The 3158-nt window shown below is 47.7% G+C and carries 3 protein-coding genes and 1 pseudogene; 2 read left to right on the forward strand and 2 right to left on the reverse strand.

Going from position 1 to position 3158, the window contains the following annotated elements; genetic code table 11:
- Together A0129_RS15590 and A0129_RS15595 are read left to right on the forward strand one after the other, a co-directional pair.
- The coding region (locus A0129_RS15590; RefSeq protein ID WP_291716304.1) for an OmpP1/FadL family transporter at positions 1-1131 on the forward strand (1131 nt) is incomplete at its 5' end.
- A complete protein-coding gene (locus A0129_RS15595) occupies positions 1100-2020 on the forward strand; it encodes a hypothetical protein (RefSeq protein WP_291716305.1) in 921 nt (306 codons plus the stop codon). The genes A0129_RS15590 and A0129_RS15595, both read left to right, overlap by 32 nt.
- 81 nt (positions 2021-2101) lie before the next feature.
- On the opposite strand, the gene A0129_RS15600 is transcribed toward A0129_RS15595, so the two are convergent.
- Together A0129_RS15600 and A0129_RS15605 are read right to left on the reverse strand one after the other, a co-directional pair.
- A complete protein-coding gene (locus A0129_RS15600) occupies positions 2102-2458 on the reverse strand; it encodes a helix-turn-helix transcriptional regulator (protein ID WP_291716306.1) in 357 nt (118 codons plus the stop codon).
- A 57-nt stretch (positions 2459-2515) separates the two neighbouring features.
- Positions 2516-2992: pseudogene (locus A0129_RS15605) on the reverse strand (AraC family transcriptional regulator); the annotation flags it as partial.
- Positions 2993-3158: the final 166 nt, after the last annotated feature.

Below are 3158 nucleotides of genomic sequence, written 5' to 3' on the forward strand. Positions count from 1 at the left end.
GTCAGCCGGGCAAACCTTGGGTTTGGCTACAAACTTACTCCGACTTTGTCGATTGGCGCCAATGGATCTTATGAGCGATACTTTCAATCCCTTAAGCTGAAACTGAACTATCGGGATGCCGTTGATGGGCTGTTGAACAATGGGTCAACACTTCTTGATGGGTTGAATGCCGCTGGGCTGGCACCGCCTATTCCTGAAGAAGCTGATTTAAGTTTGCGAATGTTCGGTTGGGCATTCAATGCACAAGCCGGCGCGCTTTGGGAACCCACGATCAATACACGAATTGGTATTTCCTATCGACCGAAAACGGAATTCACCGGTATGCGTGGCAAACTGAAAATACAGGAAACAGCGGAGGGTGCTGAGTTCAGGGAGTTCCTTAATGGAGGACTGATCGGGGTATCAGGTCCTTTACTCGGTGTGAACGGACCGCAGGCTGCTGGCGACTTGCTTCCGGAGCAACGAATCAAGCAAGACATCACGTTGCCGGATGAGCTTCGCTTGAGTATTTTTCATCATGCTAGCCCCAAACTTGATCTAATGGCCAGCTACACGCGTCAGGACTTTTCGGTGACAAATCTTAAATTTGTTCGGGAATCGAATGGGCGGGTACTTCAAGAGATTCAACAAAATTATGTAGCAGCCAACAGCTATCGCGTTGGTCTTAATTATAAAGCATTCAAACGCCTCGTTTTAAAAGCTGGCTACGCAGTAGAGAACAGCGTAATTGATGATGACACACGAATTACACTGTTACCCGACTCAGACAGACAATACTTTGGCTTAGGAGCACAACTTGAGTTGCGACGGGATACCACACTGAATTTCTCATATATGAAATTTGACCTGGAGCCAGGCGCAACCGGTGCCAACGGGCAAGTCAGCCCTGCTGAAGTAAGGGGGGGCGATTTTCAGGGTACAACCAAACTTGACATCGACTTTTTTTGGTGTAAGCATCACCGAGCGATTCTAAAGGGCAGGCATCGACATGATAGTGATACAAAAACTGACAAAAAAACTCTTGGTCTTTGGAACTGCAGCAATATTGACTGGTTGTTCCAGCATTCAGGGCGGCATCACAAACTTTGCTATTGGCATCGTGGAAGACCGAATTGTGCCACCTATTCTTGAACTGAACGATGTAGACATGGGTTGCCAGTTTGCCACCAGCGGCTTTCCTCTAATATCAGGTGCCACGCGAGCGTTCTATGGCGACCCAGCGTTATTGGAATCATTGTTGTACACCACATCCGCAGTGTGTTCTGAGAAGCGCTCTGTTGATGAGGAACTTCGTTATCTGCGAGCCACACGCGCGAATCAAATTTCAGATGCACAAGATGCCCGAATTGCACAAAAGCGCCTTCTTGAGATCACCGCAAGACGACAGTTCTCGGCATTCAAGGTTATGCGCAGTCATTTGGAGGAGAAGTATGATTTTGAATACGGCAAAACATGCCCAAATTTTGAGCGTGATTACGATGAACTTACCTTCATATTAGGGACAGTCGCAGGCCTGCAGGCAGTGATCAACGACATCGCATCTCAGCAAATGGTCGGCGTTCCAACTGATATAGCACCATTGTCTGAACGGGCCTTGAAATGCGTTTCCAACACCAAATGGTGGGGGGTCCCTCTCGCAGCAAGATCTGTCGTTTGGAACATCCTGCCTGGCGGGGCAGAAGGCAAAGACGTCTGGGGCAGTTTCAATCGCTCAATGTTGATTGGCGAGCGAAGCGGTGTGCGATTGGCACACGTGATGTACGCAATATCGGCGCAGGCGGCTGGGGACGAAAAGCGTTTCAGGGATGCTACTAAACGTTGGGCAGCGGCGCAGAATTTTAAGCCGAGCAAGCAGTATCGCTTGGTCGAGGACATATCCACACTCACGATGATTAATCTTTCAGATCGCTACTGGTCAGCAAATATCGGTACACGTACACCGATAGCGTCAATTGGAACTTACTGGGACGAATCAAATTCTGCCGCCCAAGATATTGATTTGGGAGACCTGCTTGAGTAACAAAAATGAAGTCTCCGCAACTTGTTGCTTAAAATGTTAGCTTTACAAATCAAAAAGAGTTCAGATAAGTTGACAGACTTCCTACAATTTGGACGGTGGAAAACCATACCAGCGGGTAAACGCCCTCCTAAAATTTGCGATATCGCCATAACCCAATAGATAGGCTGTTTCCTTTACACCCAAATGCATCATCTTCAGGTACTCATGAGCAAGGCGGCAACGTACCTTGTTTAACACATCTCGATACGAGGTTCCATTCTCCCGAAGCCTTCGGTGAAATGTACGAGGAGTCATATTCAGCGTCTGAGCGCATACATGTTGATTTGGAAATTCTCCTTGTTTACTTTTCAATAACAACCGTTCAAGACGGGCTGCAATTGAATGGTTCGATTCAAGGCGCTCCAGGTCTCGCTGACAAATTGATAGCGCTTCGGACATAACCAGCGCATCGCGATGACTCAGCGGGTTTAATACTTCCGAATAATTGAGGGAGATGCCTGTCCACGATTGCCCGTAAAGCACTTCGCAACCCAACAATTCCCGGGAAAGGGCTGCATGCGAAGGTTCAGACATCGAAAATAGAATACTTTGGCATGGACTATTGCTAGCCACTGTTGCATCTATTATGTTCTTGACTGTCCCCAACGCAATTTCAGCAACGACATTGCCAATTTCTCCAAGTCCTGGTATCGGTTCAAACACCACTCGAAATTCATCGTTGACTGTTTCAGATCGAATAGCCAGTAATGACGTCCGCAACGGTACGTACCTTTCCACGATTTGCATTGACTCCTGTATGGTATTTGCTGACAACGCGGCCAATCCAACATTTCCATGCGCGCTCGGTACGAGGTTACACCCCAATCTCAAGCCAAGCCCACTGTCGCCTGTCAACTCAATGGCCTGTTCCAGCAATGCACTATAGGCTGCAACAGGTACTTCATAACCGGGTTTAGTCAAACAGGTTACATCAAGCCCAACACCCGGCTAAGCCAAACCAAACACGTCAAGTCCTTTCGGTGTTCAGTTGTTCGGCGATCTGTGGAATGTAATGAATTACCGTGTTTCCCAAATTAGTCGGGATAGGGTAGGGGTTATCCTTTGAGCGCATTGATGAAAATTCCCGGTAATTTCCAAA

The organism is Limnobacter sp. CACIAM 66H1, assembly GCF_001601825.1.
GTDB lineage: Bacteria > Pseudomonadota > Gammaproteobacteria > Burkholderiales > Burkholderiaceae_B > Limnobacter.